The organism is Roseibium sp., from assembly GCF_048260565.1.
In the GTDB taxonomy this organism is placed as follows: Bacteria; Pseudomonadota; Alphaproteobacteria; order Rhizobiales; family Stappiaceae; genus Roseibium.
The window spans coordinates 595,159-608,937 of the sequence record NZ_JBLXGP010000002.1 but is presented as its reverse complement, the minus strand read 5'-3'; the positions used below and the strand labels follow the sequence as shown (position 1 = coordinate 608,937).

Sequence of the window (13,779 nt, the reverse complement as noted above, 5' to 3'; positions counted from 1 at the left end):
TTCAGGTGTCGCTGGCCGGGTCCTGCTGCCGTTCAAACTGCCGCATCGACGGATGCGGCTTGGTCGCGGAGAATCTGCCGAACCTCGTTGTTCGGGCGGGGCTTGCTGAAGAGGAACCCCTGGGATTGGTTGCAACCTTCTGCGGCGAGGCTGGCAAGTTGCTCCTCGGTCTCCACACCCTCGGCTATGGTCTTGATACCCAGGCTGCTGCTCAGTCCGACCACCGCACGAATGATCGCGAGGCTGTCTTCCTTGCCGGGCAGGTCGCGAATGAAGGATTGATCGATCTTGATCGTGCTGAAAGGGAAACTGCGCAGATAGCCAAGGGAGGAATAGCCGGTGCCGAAATCGTCCATCGCGATCTTGATCCCGAGATCGCGGAGCTGATGCAAAATACCGAAGGCGCCATCGGTTTCTTCCAGCAGTACCAGTTCGGTGATCTCGAGTTCGAGCCGGCTGGCGGGAAGTCCCGACGCTGCAAGCGCATTTTTGACGGCCAAAACGACGTTCTTGCTTTTGAACTGAGCCGGAGAGAGATTGATCGCAATCGTTATGTCTTCCGGCCACGACATGGCTTCTTTGCAGGCCTGCTGCAACACCCATTCACCCAACGGCACGATCAGCCCCGTCGCCTCCGCCACCGGAATGAATTCCATTGGCATGACCAGGCCGCGTTCGGGGTGGCGCCAGCGCAACAGCGCCTCACAGCTGGTGACCTTCCCGGTTTTGATGTCGATTATGGGCTGGTAATACAGCTCGAACTCATTGCCGTTGTTGATCGCCGCGCGCAGTTCGAGTTCGATGACGCGGCGCGCCTGCATTTGCGCGTCCATTTCGGCTTCAAAGAAGCGGTACGCCCCGCCTCCATCGGCCTTGGCGCGATAGAGTGCCAGATCGGCGTTCTTCATGAGGGTATCGGGCTCGTCTCCGTCGTCGGGTGCCATCGCAATACCGACGCTTACCCCCACGATCACCTGGCGGTTGTCGAGGTTGAAAGGTGCCCCGACGACCTCGATGAGGCGGGTGGCGAGCGCGGTGATATCCGCGGGTTTTTCGACCGGAATCAGGAGAATGGCGAATTCATCTCCGCCCAGCCGGGCCGCTATGTCTCCGCCGCGCAGGCAGCTTTGCATGCGCTGGGCGACCGCCTGCAGCAACAGGTCGCCGATGGGGTGCCCGAGCGTGTCATTGACGGTCTTGAAGTGGTCGAGATCGAGACTCAGCACCCCGATGGATTCGCCTGGCCTCTGGTGGGTCAAGATAACGTCCATCTGATCGTAGAACGTCACGCGGTTTGGCAGATTGGTCAGCGCGTCATATTGCGCCAGGTGCCTGATTTTCTCCTCGGCCAGAAGCTTCTCGGTGATGTCCTCGAACGTCACGACGACCCCGCCGCCCGGCATCGGCCGATAGGTCTCGGAAATGCTCCGGCCGTCGCTCAGGAGTATGGTAAATGATCCTTCATCGGTTCCTCGGAGGATTTTCCGCACCCGGGCAAGTGTGCCCTCCTGGTCCAAATCCCGAACGCCCGAGCTTGAAACCGAGTGAGCCATAAGCTCCTGTACCTTCATGCCCTGCAGGGTCCGGTCGGGTGGCAACCCGAAAATCTCGGCAAAGCGACGATTGGACAACAGCAACCTGCCTTCTGCATCGAGCATCACGAGGCCGTGTGACATGTTCGCCAGTGCGGTCTGAAGTTTCAGCTCGGAGTCGGCGAGCGCCTGATCCTCCTCCATCTTCTGGGTGATGTCCTCGAACATCACGATGTTCCCGCCGTCCGGCATCGGCTGAAATGAAGCGGCCAGGCTTCTGCCGTCGGTCAAGAGCTGGATATATTTTCCGCCCTCGGGGTTGCTGAGGATTTCCTCCTGTCGAGCGAGAGTGGCCTCCGGGTCGGCATCCCCGACTCCCGAGGCGGCCAATGAGAGTTCCATCAGTTCGGGCGTGGTCATACCCACCCTGAGCTGCTCAGGAGGCAGCAGAAAAATCTCGGCGAAGCGACGATTGGACAGCACCAGCCCGCCCTCTGAATCGAGCATCAGGAGGCCGTGCGACATGTTCGCCAATGCGCTCTGCAATTTCATCTCGGAGGCGGCAAGCGCCATTTCCATTTGCTTGCGTTTGGTGATGTCCTGATTGACGCCATAGGACTTTATGGTCCGTGCTGCCCCGTCTTTGACGATGACGAAGCGCACCGCGGTGTAGCCAGATGTTCCGTCACCATAGAGTATGCGATGTTCGAGCGTACGGGAGAAGTCGGGGTCATTTGTCTCGATTGCCGCCTTTACCTCGCTCCCCACAATCTCTCTGTCATCCGGATGCACGAACCGGCGGGCATAGTCAGCGGAACTCATGGTGTAGCCACCGACCGCCTCGGCGGTGGTGCGGTAGATGCGATAGAAGTTGTCGTTGAAGGTGAAACGATCCGCCTGGACGTCGTATTCCCAGTCAGCTGCGCCCAAAATCTTGAGCGCGTTCGCGTATTTGGTCTCGCTGGTGCGGAGGGCGATTTCCGCCTGCTTTCGGGCGCTGATGTCGATCACCACGCCGATCGCGGCGGGTTCTCCCTCGAAGACGGCTGTCGACGCGTCGATGAAAATGTCGACAGTGTTTCCGCTCTTGTGGGTTACCGTAGACTCGAACTGGAGGAAACGGCGCTTGCCGGAGATGCAGTCTTTCACGACTTCGGCGATCCTCGCCTTGTCTTGCTCCGCAGCGAAATCGAGAATCGGCTTGCCGACCAGATCCGCCGGCAAAACACCAATCAGTCCAGCGAAATATGGGTTGATGTAAGCAATGGTACCGTCGGCCCGGACAACGACGATGCCGACCGTTATTTGTTCGAACGGGGTTCGGGGCTTATTCATCTCCCAGAACAGATCGCCCGAGGTGTTGGGTAAAACCGGAAGCGCGTCCAATGGCCGAGACTTCGACCGCTTGGCACCTTTATGCGTGGCAAATTCGTTCATGACTGGTCTCTCTATCCGCTGTATGGCCAAATCCATACAGCCAGGGCTGGGCGAACAACGATCCCCCTCTTCTTCACGGGCGACCTTTTCGCCAGTGTGATTTGCCCCGGTCCAGTCCAGTTGCGACGATAGACGATCTATACCATCAAGTGCTTAACTCGCCGTGAATCGCCTAAAATCATTTTTATACAAGTCAATATATAGATCTTTTAAGGAATTCCCTATTCATTTTTTTAATAAAATTCCGAAGATAGTCGAAAACGGATCTGTTCAGAAAGTTCTATAATGTATTGAATAGTGGGAATAAACGAATTTTCTTGAAAATTTCGACTACTTATCTGAGCGTATTATTTGGGAAAAAGTTTTCCAGGGCACGGACTCAAAAAATTTGTTTTCAGGTCGATCAGTTGAGGCCGTCGCCGAAAGCGCCAGGTCCAGAAGCCTGACCGGGCACCCTGGCAGAGCCCGTCAGGTCAATCGGTGCGATCGCGTCGAATGTCCGCCATATCTATTCTGAAAGCCTGAACGCCGCCTGGAACGTCGCGGCACTGAAAGCCCAGTTGCGCGGGGTCAAGGCAGTCTCCCCGGTCGCCCAGGCGTCCCAGGTGCTGATGCAGTTCCCGGTGGAGGCGGTGGTGCTGTCCATGTTCGGCGGCATCGTCGGCATTCTAGGCGGCCTCGGCCTGGCCCTGCTCGCCTCCAGCACCATGAACATCCCCTTCATGCTCGACTGGAAAATCGTCATCATCGCCTTCGCCTTTTCAGCCGCCGTCGGCATCCTGTTCGGCTTCTTCCCGGCACGGCGGGCGGCGAGGTTGGATCCGATTGAGGCGTTGAGGCATGAATGAGGGGGGATGGTCATTTGCGAGGCATTGAATTAGTGATCTCTTGGCGCGCATCTCGGTCGTTCATCGGAATTTTCCCAGCGACCAATATCGGACGTTTGACCTTGCTCTGGGTTAATCCTGGAATCAGGGAGATTAAAGCCTGCCCGAAACAGATTAGTTCCTGGAGTCGGTATTTGACTAAAACAATGCGCATTGCAGGATGTCCTACTGCTTTACGATGACAGCGAAACGCAGTAGGTATGGGTTAAATTCTTGTCAGGGAGGTTGGACGTGATCCGCTCCATTCATCCTTTCCCCGCGCGCATGGCACCAGAACTCGCGCTCGAGAAACTTCAGGCTCTTAAGCAACCAGGACTAGTACTTGACCCTATGACCGGGTCGGGAACCGTGCTTCGACAGGCAACCGATCTCGGACATCAGGCGATTGGCTTTGACATGGATCCGCTCGCAGTCCTCATGACCCGCGTCTGGACCACTCCAGTAGGCGAAAAATTGGTCGATACGCTAGCTGAGCGCATCACCAAGCGGATTGGGGAGATCCACCCCAAAGAGGTCAGATTGCCTTGGATGGACGAGGATGTGGAAACATCGAACTTCGTCGATTTCTGGTTTACCGAACCCCAAAAAGGCGACCTTCGTAGGATAGCGTTCGCCCTCGACGAGCTCGGCCGGGAGACCACCGCCCCTGAGGAAAATGTTGCAATCGATCTGCTACGCATTGCGCTCAGCCGCCTCATCATCACCAAGGACAAGGGCGCCTCTCTGGCCCGTGACGTCTCGCACAGCCGACCTCACAAAGTAGCTGACCACAATAGCTTCGACGTTTTTCCGATGTTCGCCCGTTCGATAAAAGCGGTTCAAAAACGACTGAGAGAAGCACCGCCTAGAGGCTCTGCCGACATTAGTCTAGGTGATGCGCGCGACCTTTCTTCGCTAGGGGACGGCAGCATCGACGCGGTATTGACTTCTCCTCCCTATCTCAATGCAATTGATTACATGCGAGGGCATCGGCTCTCGCTAGTCTGGCTTGGTCATCGCCTTGGCGACCTACGAACAATCCGTTCCTCTAGCATTGGAGCTGAGCGTGCACCCGACAGCTTGGAGGATGCTGCGGTGATCACCGAGATGCGACAGGCGATGGGAGCGATCGACGAGCTGCCCAACAAATATCAATCGATGATCAACCGTTACATTCAAGATATCCGCCGGATGATCTGCGAAATCGCCCGCGTTCTTAAGGACGATGCCCATGCCACGTTCGTCATGGGCAATTCCTGTCTTCGCGACATATTCATCCGCAACTCGGCTGCTGTTACCACGGCGGCGGAGCATGCTGGACTGTCGCTAGTAAGCGAGACCGAACGTCTCTTGCCAGTAAGAAGCCGCTACCTTCCGATGACCAGCGAACAGCTGGGCAAACGCATGCGCACCGAAACTATTCTCACCTTCGCTCGCACTTAACCCAAGCCCGTCGCTCGCCCCGAGACTTCAAGACCCGCAGAGACCGCTTCTGTTTGGCGCATTTTAACGACGGCTTCTTCCCAGGCACTGTCAAGTATTTCGTCGCAGCAACGCACGCGCTCGAACATCGTCCGGTATCTTGCCAAGCGCAGGAGAACCTGCTGCTCCATGGCATAAGCGAGATCCGCGCTGGACCACGAGATGCGCTTCGCGACCTTCCATTCTTCGCTCAACAATTCGATAGGTACATGCTGGTTGATCTGCCACAGGCGCTTCTCTACATCCGCAGCGAAGCCAACCTTCCACACATCGGATGCGCCGAACCGGAACACATAAGTTGTGGCTGGCCCCGATTCCCGCGTGACTATCCCTTCCCAGTGCGCAGGCACCGGACCGGTTGTCGCTCGCGCCCCAGTAAGGAGTGCATTAGTTTCCAAGGGCACCGCTGGCGGCAAACTGTCGTTGTTCCTGGACCTGCGCGCTTCGCGACGCCGTCTGTTGTTCCTAATGATCTCGCGAGCGATCTCCATAGTTAGTTGGTTCGCGACCTCTGAGTCGATGATTCTCCATTGCCCATCGCTCGTCCTTACTATTCCGCCATCGGCCAGTTCCTGGCGGGCAAACCGCACCTCACGCCTATAATGACCGTCCGCGTCGATCCCAGCCGGAGAAATCTGCTGCTTTCGCAACCCTCGCTCCTCAATCCAGGCATATACTTCCTTCGGACGCGCCTTAGCCCCTTGCGACAACAGCGCGCGGATGACTGCAAGCATGTAATAAACCCGTGTCGAGGTAGGCGCGGCATGTTTAGCCATGGATCAGCTTTCCAGCCGAAGCTTGGCAGTGGACGGGTGGATCTGCGTCATGATGGGGCGCCGCATATGTGCGAGGCTAACGACGGATTGCCCGGGCTGGAGCGATGCCAGTGAACGCCACATGCTCTGGTCGATAGCAGGAATCGTGCGGCGCAGGCGGCCGACAACGCTTTCATCCTGGATCTTATGGAGAATCCAGTTATTGATGAGCGCCAAAACTTCGTCGGGCAAGTTCTGCGGCAGCTGTGTGACGAAAGTCAGGCCGAGCCAGCGCTTACGCCCGCGTTTCGCGATACGCGCAACCTGCTCGTACAGCGTTGGCATCTGCCGAATGCGTGCGGTCGACAGAAATTCGTGTGCTTCCTCGATGATCAGATTGACAGGCGTAGGGATCTGCTCCTTAGCACTCGCTGCTTCATAGGCTCGCTCCTGTTCGGTTTGCAGCTGCCGCAGAACCTGCGCGATCGCCAGGTTGCGAAGAACCGGGCTGTCGAGATCTGAGAGGTCGATGATGTTGATGCGGCCGGGCTTAAGCATCGCCGAGACGTCGAGTTGTTTGGCGTCGCTACGATCAAAGATCTTTAACCGGTGCATTCGCCAGAGCAAGCTTGAGACCTTCATCCAGCTCGACGGAACCTTCTCCAGATCGGTCTGTTCGACAATCTCTTTGAGCTTGGTTTGAGCCCGGTGATCCTTCCGTAAGAGATCGCTTGCCCAGAAGGTGGTATCTCCCTTTTTCAAAGTTGCAATGCAGACCGATACGACATCGATTAACATGGCGAGCGTCAGATGCGGATAGCCGCACTCCATCTCATCCCAATCGAGGGCTTTCTGTTCGGACTGAACGTCCTTCTTGATCGGGAAAATGCTCAAATCAGCCAGAAGACGACGGCCGATATCATAAGCCGCCAGAAAGCGGCCCTGTTGCGCATCGTTCATTCCGAGAATCTCGATCGCCGTCCAAGGTGACAGAACGCTAAAGTCGAGTGTGAACTCAGCGTGTGAGGGATGAGCCGGATTGCTAGGCTCACGACCGACGAGCGTCAGGACGTGTGTATCGCGCACGCCCTGGATTGCGAGGCCTTGGGCCCTAGCAAGCGCCAACATATCTGCGTCCGTCGTTACCTCATGCATCGTGGTATACTCTCCCTCCGTGTCGAGGAGGATGACGGCGGCGCCTTCTGCGGCTATGCCCGCAGCGTAGTTGGTGATCGTCGTGGATTTGCCGCCACCGGTCGTGCCGAGCACGCCTGTGTGACGATAGAGCACTGACTTCTTGTGTACAGGAATTGGCACTTCGACGGTTTCATGTCCCATAACTCGTCCTATCGCGAAGTCGCCTTCCAGTCCAAGGATCGAGGCCATTTCGGCATCATCTACGAGAAAGACGGGCGAGTTGGGAATCGGCCGTCTGTTGGCCGGGCCTATCCGGCCGCCCTTTTCCTCTCCAAGTAGCTGAACCTGCATGCGGCCGTGATGGCCGGGCATGCCGATGGCCCCATTCACTGCGGAAATCACCATCGCCGTGGAATCAGCGCTGATACCATCGGGATCATAGAAAGGGCCGGCGGAGACAGTCCCAACGTATCGGCGTCCATCCGGATGGCTCTCGATCCTCAACAATGCCTGGGATGTAACATCGAGAATCTTCTCGCCGGGCATTACAACCGTAACTGTACCATCTGATGAGCCCGGTGAGTCATAGAGCGTCCGCCCGAAGGAGCCTTCATAGATCGGTGGTAGCGATTTTGTGCCACCGGCGCGCTCGGAGTCCTCGAGAAGGACTTTCACGGCTTCACGGCTCCTCGTGGAGCGATCAACCGCGGTAACGTTGTCGGACCCATTTGATCTGGGATCATCTGCCATATCGGTCTCCTAACAGTATCTGCGTGCGTTACTGGCCGTATTGCGTCATCACCGCGGCGGCAGGCTTGAAAATCGCATCTGACGGGAACATCTCGCGGCAAATGCTGCTTGCTAGATCCAGGAGCATCGGGTATCCGCGCGCCTCAATCAGCACAGCATCAGCCATCGCGACAATGGCTGCTTCGCTCGCATGGTCGGCATGAGCGTAGAAAATCTGACTACTGGAGTGAGGGGATACGCGAAACACTCCTGCCACAAGTTTACCGCTCGCATCCGCCTGGAACTCTTCGAGCATCTGTTTTGCTTTCTGAAACCTGCCCGTGCCGTAGTGGCCCTGTGTAATCACGCCGTGCATGTAAGCGTCGAGATCGTCGATGATCGCATACTCGAGAGGCAGCAGTGCGCCGCCGATTGTTTGAAGCAGGCGGTCATTTGACCCCCGTGGAACATAAACGAAACGTTTGTGCTGCAGCAGGAGCTCACGGAACAAAGGAATAGAAAGTTCGATCAGTTCAGGCATCCCGGCACCGGTGAGAAGTTCCTTCGGTAGTGGATGGCCATGTCCCATCCGCCATGGGGCTTCAGCCTTGCGGGCCATTACGGCCAGCTCAGCGTTGGCCATCAGACCACGGCGAAGCATGTCGGATACACCAGCCTCTTCGGCATCTTCGGTTGCCTTGCGTTGCGCGAGCAAAGCCAGAGTCCGATCAAGTGGCGTCTTGCCGGAGACTTTGACGTCCTTCTGAAAAACGCGATGGCCCCATGTACCGTTGTCGCCAAGATAAGTTGCCAGCGCGATTGCGGTCTGGAAGATGGTCATGGGCAATGTGTGGTGAACAACCGAAGCGCCATCCACGGCCTGCACATGGCCACTGAAATGCAGGTGCTGCTGGACTGCCCGAAGCTCGCCCAGTTCGATCTCATGGACGCCAGCCTGCCGTGGGGCCCCCTCGCGTCGCTCGAGCAATGGGAACGCCTGCTCCCGGATATCTCGCCGGGCTTCCATTTCGCGGACCTGCGCCTCAACTATTTCGTCCTGTAGCCGCTCGAATTGCTCGGCCATGCGATTGGCAGGATCCCAGCGGTCGATGTCGAGCGTGTCCTCGATGCGCTCACCCGTCGCATCTTGGTAGCTTTTGCCGGCCGCAGAGCCTGAGGCTTGGTTTCGTGCAGCCTCTTCTCCTTGATCAGTTGTCCGGTAAGCCATGGCAAATCCCTTTCCGAATTACCTATGCCGCTCGTCTTTGATATCGGACGCTGCTTTGCGAAGTTGCGAGATGAAAGATGGCTTATTGCGAGCGGCGGCATTCACAATCCGCGGGGCATGGCGGTTGGCGTCGCTGTCGGATAGGCCGAAGACTTCGGTAAGTGCTTGGGTGACCGTCGAACGATCTATCCGTCCAAAACGTTCAGTTGTTTCAGCAATTACGATACCGATCGGCGCGAGGGCGAGAAAGGCAGCCTCGTCAGCTTCGTATTCCATTATCTCCGCTTCGGCAGAAAGGGGTATGCCACCCTCGCGCTCCATCAGGTCGGCAAAAGCTCCCAGCGGACACCCTGACAAGATACCTGCAAGTCGCTCTTGTGGCGTCGAAGGGCGAAGACCATCGAGAACTTCGACGATGCCCAAACCCATCCTCGCGATTGCAAGCTCGCGACGCGCAAGATAGTGGCCAACAAAATGAGAAAGCTCGTGAGCCAATGCGAAGCGTTGAAGAGCTGGGTCGTCCTCGTCCAGAAAGATTATGCCGCGGCCATGATGTGCTACAAGGCAACCGCGCAGACGTCGATTGCGTATTGGCCGACCAGCTTTCACCGATGCTTTCGCCAGCGCCTGAGCAACATCATCTGTCGTCAGGTTTGGAAACATCGTGATAGAAATAGGTAAGGTAAGAGGAGCAATCTGAGAAAGTTCACGCGGAAAGCCGGAGCCGACGAGGTCAGCTCCAGCAGTAATTCTTGCTGCAATGACGGCGGCGTCGAACGCCATCAGTCGTCGCGCTCCTCCCCGCCAGCATCGAGCGCAGCCATCAACATTTCGCCATCATCGTTTGTTCCAGCGAAAGCTTCAGTGCTTTCGGCGAAACGCAAGATGTTGACGAGCGCAAGGGGATTAACACCAAGTGACGTGCCTAGACTCATCGCCGCCTGCGCAAGGTTGTCACTATTCGGTCGTGGGGTAACCGCGAGGCGCCAAAGCTGACCTTCGTCACAGCACAGTTCAGCTTGTGCAAGTCGACCCGGGTTCGCCCGGTCCCATAGCGCCAGTGCGCTTCCGATAAAATCGGGTCGATTCTGTGCGGAAAGCGCCATAGCGCGGCCAAGCCGCTCAGTTTCGTCACCGCCTGCCACAGTGTTCAATTTGCTCATGCTTCCATCCTTCCTTTCAAACGCCGCGCCCGTCCCCGGATGCGTTCGATACGCCGATCGGCTTCAGCAAGGCCATCGGCGTCTTGTTTCAGTCCCAGTGAGCTCGCTACTGCATCCGCCGAAGCTGCGCCAAGTTTCATCAAAGCCACGACTTCAGCGTCACCGTCGTCCTTGATGAGAACATCACCGAATTGCATCCAGTCGATGGTACTCACCATGGTATTCTCGTCCTCGGGTTCGGCCAGAGGGCTCTGAGAAAGATCTTCAGTTGCCGCATATTCGCTCTCGTATTTCATACGGCGTCCCTGGGATCGGCGCAGGGTCATGGCTTTGCCCTTGGCTATCGCAGCCAAATAGGTCATCAGCTCAGCACGATTCGGATCGTATTTGTCTGGAGCTGCGAGATATTTGAAGAGCGCATCGAAACAGGCTTGCTCGACGTCCTGCTTGTCATGGAGACCTGCCACATCGCGTGCCACAATCGCGACAAGCTGCGCGACGGTAAGTTCGACGATCTTTGAGCTCGCCCGCATGTCACCAGCGAGAAGCTGGCCATGGAGCTTCAACAGTTCGTTCTGTTTCGACATATGCTTCCTCTTCTTCGCGATGCCACCGGCTTCGGCTAACCTGACTACTGATTATTTCTGCCGCCGACGCCTTTTTTTGGACGCTGCGGCTGTGCCCGCTGAAAAAAAATCGGCAAGTACCGCTCTTAGGTTCAATACCGAAAAGGCTGCGTGGTCATTCGCGATAGGTAGCGATGACACTTATTACGCAGAAACACGTCGTTTAATGTCGAATGCTCAAACAACCACAAACAGGTAATGCAAGTCTACAGCAACTATAAGGACAAGTTTGCCGTTTTAATATTCGGGCGCTGGCCTAATGACCATTTCAGGCCATGGAACAGATTGTTACGCAACCAGCAAATGATGAGCACCAATGCGGCCAAAACAGCCCCCGGTCCTACTAGCCCGGCGAGCACTGGCTCTACGCTGACCATTCAGTTTGCATACAACCTTGGGACCGACATTGCCGTCCAAGGCTCGACAGATGGCCGTTTTCGCGTGTTTGGCATCCGATACTTGGATGTCAGGGCACCACCCAATTTAGACATACTTCGAGAACGTAATGAGTGTCCGTTGCCCACTCATGCGCGCCAACTAACAGCTACGAAACTCTGCGACTTACTGAAATGCCGTCTCCGCAGCGCGTCCAAGCTTCCTTTCTCTCTCACCCCCCAACTCCCCCCGCCGCCGCGGCCCGGAAATCGCTCGGGCACGTCCCCCGGTTCCGCTTGAACGCCACGCTGAAGGCAAACGGGTCGGTGTAGCCGACCTGGGCGGCGATGGTGGCGAGGGTCTGGCCGCGGTGCTGGAGGAGGTCGGCGGCGAGCGCCATGCGGTGGTTGGTGAGGAAGGTGATCGGCGGTTCGCCGACGACCTCGCGGAAGCGGCGGGCGAGCGTGGCGCGGGAGACGTGGCAGCGGTCCGACAGGCTATCGATGGTCCAGGGCCGGGCCGGCTCGGCGTAGAGGAGCTTGAGCGCGCGGGTGACGACGGGATCGCCGTCGGATTTCCAGTCGGGCGCAGACGCGGTGTCGGGCCGGGTGGCCCAGGCCTTCAGCGCCGATGTCAGCAGCAGATCGACCAGCCGGTCGAGGACGGCGGCCTGGCCGTCCTCGTCGCGGACCATTTCCTCGCACAGGAGGTCCACCAGCGGCGAGCGCCACTCCTCGCGGGTGATCACCAGGATCGGCGGCAGCGCGGCGTTGAGCCGGTCGCTGGTGCGGCTGAGGTTCTCGTAGGCCGCCACCGCGAAGACGGTGTCGCCTTTGGGATCATTGCCCCAGGTGCGCACGCCGTGGAGCATGCTTTCGCTGACCGAATTGCCGTCGGTGTCGCGGCAGTCCTGGTCGCGGAAGATCGTCACCGTGGGCGCGCGTTCGGCCATGTCGGCGATGGCGAAGCGGGTGTCGGCGCGGGCGATAGCGATGTCGCCGGGGCGGATCTCGACGGGTGCGTGGTCGTCGGAGAGGAGCCAGAACGACGACTTCACGCCGGCAAGCAGGGTCAGGGGCGATTCCGGCGCAACGAGGATCGACCACGGCGCGGACATGACCGCCCTCAGCGCAAACGCATCGCGCGCCCTGGTCTCTTCGAGCATATTCAAAATCGCACTCATGGGGCGAGATTAGACGATCACAAATGCTTTTGGAACTGCCGGACATGGCCGGAAAGAGGGTCTGCAGTCATCTTGGCGCCGGGTCGCAGAGAGGTTGCGACACCGGATTTCGAAGAGGACCAAGACCAATGCAACTCATCCCCACACGGCTTGCCGCCTGGACGATCGCGGCGATCGTTTCCGGCCTGACCATCAGCGCCGCTGCAGAACCCAATAACGCCATCAAGGGCCATACGGCCGATACGGTCAGCATGGACCCGACAAGCCCGAGCTATTTCGGCAATTTCGCACCCGAGCTGGAAAAGACGGTGGCGCGCAAGCCGGCGCTCGATCAAGAGACCGGCCTTGCCGTGCAGGAGGTCAAGCCGGGGCTGTTCTACGTCACCGACGGCATCTACCAGTCGGCGTTCCTGGTGACGGACGCAGGCATCGTCGTCTTCGACGCGCCGAAGAGCTTCGCCGACCGGCTGCCCGCGGCAATCGCGCAGAACGCGTCGGGCAAAAAGATCACCACGCTGATCTACAGCCACGACCACGCCGACCACATCGGCGGCGCGGGCGTCTTCGCCGAGGTGCCGGGGCTTGAGGTGATCACCTCGGCCTCCGTCGCCGACAGCCTGAAGGATGACGGCTATCCCGGCGTGATGGCGCCGACGCGCACCTTCGAAGGCAGCCTCGAGCTTTCGCCCGGCGGCGTCGACATCCGGCTCGACACCGCGGCCTATCATTCCGAAGACGAGGACGTGATCGCCTACCTGCCGCAACTGAAATTCCTGATGGCGATCGACACGATCACGCCGGGCGAGGTGCCGTTCATGAACTTCGGCGCGACGGCCGACTTCGGACGCTATCTGACGGTGTTCGACACGCTGATGGCGTATGACTTCGACCTGCTGCTGCCCGGCCATATCTCCATCCTCGGCACCCGCCAGGACGTGATCGACAACCGCGACTATGCCTTTGACGTGCGCGACACGGTGCTCGCCAAGATGGAGACCATGTACCAGAGGTTCGGGGAGATCCATGCGGCGACCAACACTACCAACGACAACCTGACCTATCGCATGGCGATCGAGGGCATGCGCAACGAATGCGCGGCCGAGATCATCGACCGCTGGTCGCAGCGCCTGTCGGTGGTCGACATCTATGCCGACAGCCACTGCGAGACGGCGATCCTCTATTACATCATGCACTAAAGGCAGGGCCGATTTCGCAAGGCCTGGCGCCCGGATCGCAAACCGGTCCGGGCGGCCTGCTTTTTGCGGC

The 13,779-nt window shown here is 58.1% G+C and carries 10 protein-coding genes and 1 pseudogene; 3 read left to right on the top strand and 8 right to left on the bottom strand.

Annotated elements, in window-relative coordinates:
* Positions 1 to 32 precede the first annotated feature (32 nt).
* A complete protein-coding gene (locus tag ACN0SO_RS07215) occupies positions 33 to 2,969 on the bottom strand; it encodes an EAL and GGDEF domain-containing protein (protein ID WP_417676018.1) in 2,937 nt (978 codons plus the stop codon).
* A gap of 590 nt (positions 2,970 to 3,559) precedes the next feature.
* Between ACN0SO_RS07215 and ACN0SO_RS07210 the strand changes: the two are divergent.
* Both ACN0SO_RS07210 and ACN0SO_RS07205 read left to right on the top strand, forming a co-directional pair.
* Positions 3,560 to 3,817, top strand: a pseudogene (locus ACN0SO_RS07210) (ABC transporter permease); the annotation flags it as partial.
* Positions 3,818 to 4,087: 270 nt separating this feature from the next.
* Positions 4,088 to 5,278, top strand: coding sequence for a hypothetical protein (locus tag ACN0SO_RS07205; RefSeq protein ID WP_417676016.1), 1,191 nt, complete (start codon positions 4,088 to 4,090; stop codon positions 5,276 to 5,278).
* On the opposite strand, the gene ACN0SO_RS07200 is transcribed toward ACN0SO_RS07205, so the two are convergent.
* The 7 genes from ACN0SO_RS07200 to ACN0SO_RS07170 form a co-directional block, all read right to left on the bottom strand.
* Positions 5,275 to 6,093, bottom strand: coding sequence for a hypothetical protein (locus tag ACN0SO_RS07200; protein WP_417676014.1), 819 nt, complete (start codon positions 6,091 to 6,093; stop codon positions 5,275 to 5,277). The two genes, ACN0SO_RS07205 and ACN0SO_RS07200, sit on opposite strands and share 4 nt — an antisense overlap.
* Positions 6,094 to 6,096: 3 nt before the next feature.
* Positions 6,097 to 7,959 (bottom strand): ATP-binding protein, encoded by a 1,863-nt coding sequence (locus ACN0SO_RS07195; protein ID WP_417676012.1) that lies wholly within the window; start codon positions 7,957 to 7,959, stop codon positions 6,097 to 6,099.
* Between the two features lie 28 nt (positions 7,960 to 7,987).
* The gene (locus ACN0SO_RS07190) at positions 7,988 to 9,166 is read right to left on the bottom strand and encodes a hypothetical protein (protein ID WP_417676010.1); all 1,179 of its coding nucleotides are present in this window, start codon (positions 9,164 to 9,166) and stop codon (positions 7,988 to 7,990) included.
* Between the two features lie 18 nt (positions 9,167 to 9,184).
* Positions 9,185 to 9,949 (bottom strand): hypothetical protein, encoded by a 765-nt coding sequence (locus ACN0SO_RS07185; RefSeq protein WP_417676008.1) that lies wholly within the window; start codon positions 9,947 to 9,949, stop codon positions 9,185 to 9,187.
* Positions 9,949 to 10,329 (bottom strand): hypothetical protein, encoded by a 381-nt coding sequence (locus tag ACN0SO_RS07180; protein ID WP_417676006.1) that lies wholly within the window; start codon positions 10,327 to 10,329, stop codon positions 9,949 to 9,951. The genes ACN0SO_RS07185 and ACN0SO_RS07180 overlap by 1 nt, the downstream gene beginning before the upstream one ends.
* The gene (locus ACN0SO_RS07175; protein WP_417676004.1) at positions 10,326 to 10,916 is read right to left on the bottom strand and encodes a sigma factor; all 591 of its coding nucleotides are present in this window, start codon (positions 10,914 to 10,916) and stop codon (positions 10,326 to 10,328) included. Before ACN0SO_RS07175 ends, ACN0SO_RS07180 begins: the two co-directional genes overlap by 4 nt.
* Before the next feature lie 646 nt (positions 10,917 to 11,562).
* Positions 11,563 to 12,495 carry an AraC family transcriptional regulator gene (locus tag ACN0SO_RS07170; RefSeq protein ID WP_417676002.1) on the bottom strand — a complete coding sequence of 311 codons (933 nt, stop codon included), beginning with the start codon at positions 12,493 to 12,495 and terminating at the stop codon, positions 11,563 to 11,565.
* A gap of 146 nt (positions 12,496 to 12,641) precedes the next feature.
* Here ACN0SO_RS07170 and ACN0SO_RS07165 point away from each other — a divergent pair, with 146 nt between their 5' ends.
* A complete protein-coding gene (locus tag ACN0SO_RS07165) occupies positions 12,642 to 13,709 on the top strand; it encodes an MBL fold metallo-hydrolase (protein ID WP_417676000.1) in 1,068 nt (355 codons plus the stop codon).
* Positions 13,710 to 13,779 lie beyond the last annotated feature (70 nt).

Coding starts and splice junctions, on each gene's coding strand:
- ACN0SO_RS07215 (WP_417676018.1), bottom strand. CDS start 2,969: ATGAACGAATTTGCCACGCATAAAGGTGCCAAGCGGTCGAAGTCTCGG.
- ACN0SO_RS07200 (WP_417676014.1), bottom strand. CDS start 6,093: ATGGCTAAACATGCCGCGCCTACCTCGACACGGGTTTATTACATGCTT.
- ACN0SO_RS07195 (WP_417676012.1), bottom strand. CDS start 7,959: ATGGCAGATGATCCCAGATCAAATGGGTCCGACAACGTTACCGCGGTT.
- ACN0SO_RS07190 (WP_417676010.1), bottom strand. CDS start 9,166: ATGGCTTACCGGACAACTGATCAAGGAGAAGAGGCTGCACGAAACCAA.
- ACN0SO_RS07185 (WP_417676008.1), bottom strand. CDS start 9,949: ATGGCGTTCGACGCCGCCGTCATTGCAGCAAGAATTACTGCTGGAGCT.
- ACN0SO_RS07180 (WP_417676006.1), bottom strand. CDS start 10,329: ATGAGCAAATTGAACACTGTGGCAGGCGGTGACGAAACTGAGCGGCTT.
- ACN0SO_RS07175 (WP_417676004.1), bottom strand. CDS start 10,916: ATGTCGAAACAGAACGAACTGTTGAAGCTCCATGGCCAGCTTCTCGCT.
- ACN0SO_RS07170 (WP_417676002.1), bottom strand. CDS start 12,495: ATGCTCGAAGAGACCAGGGCGCGCGATGCGTTTGCGCTGAGGGCGGTC.
- ACN0SO_RS07165 (WP_417676000.1), top strand. CDS start 12,642: ATGCAACTCATCCCCACACGGCTTGCCGCCTGGACGATCGCGGCGATC.